1 protein-coding gene is annotated in these 273 nt (G+C 48.7%); it reads left to right on the top strand.

Going from position 1 to position 273, the window contains the following annotated elements:
• A partial coding sequence (locus A3751_RS21215; RefSeq protein ID WP_156492715.1) for a Tn3 family transposase occupies nucleotides 1-273 on the top strand: 273 nt, incomplete at both ends.

The following is a 273-nucleotide window of genomic DNA, read 5'->3' as shown; positions in this document are numbered from 1 at the left end:
GCGTATTGCCATCTCGCTTCAGGAGAAAAGTACCACACAAGCGATTCTGGTTCGCAAGTTATCTGGTTACAGCAAAAGCCACCCGTTATTACAGGCCCTGACTGAGTACAACCGTATGATCAAGGCCATGTACTTACTGGACTATATCGACGATGCTAGTCTCCGGGGATATGTACAGCGAGCACTGAATCGAGGCGAGGCCTACCACCAATTACGCCGTGCTATCGCATCGGTTAATGGTAACCGATTCCGAGGTTCGTCAGATTATGAAAT

This window comes from Oleiphilus sp. HI0080 (genome assembly GCF_001635135.1).
This window is presented reverse-complemented; position numbering and strand designations above follow the sequence as displayed.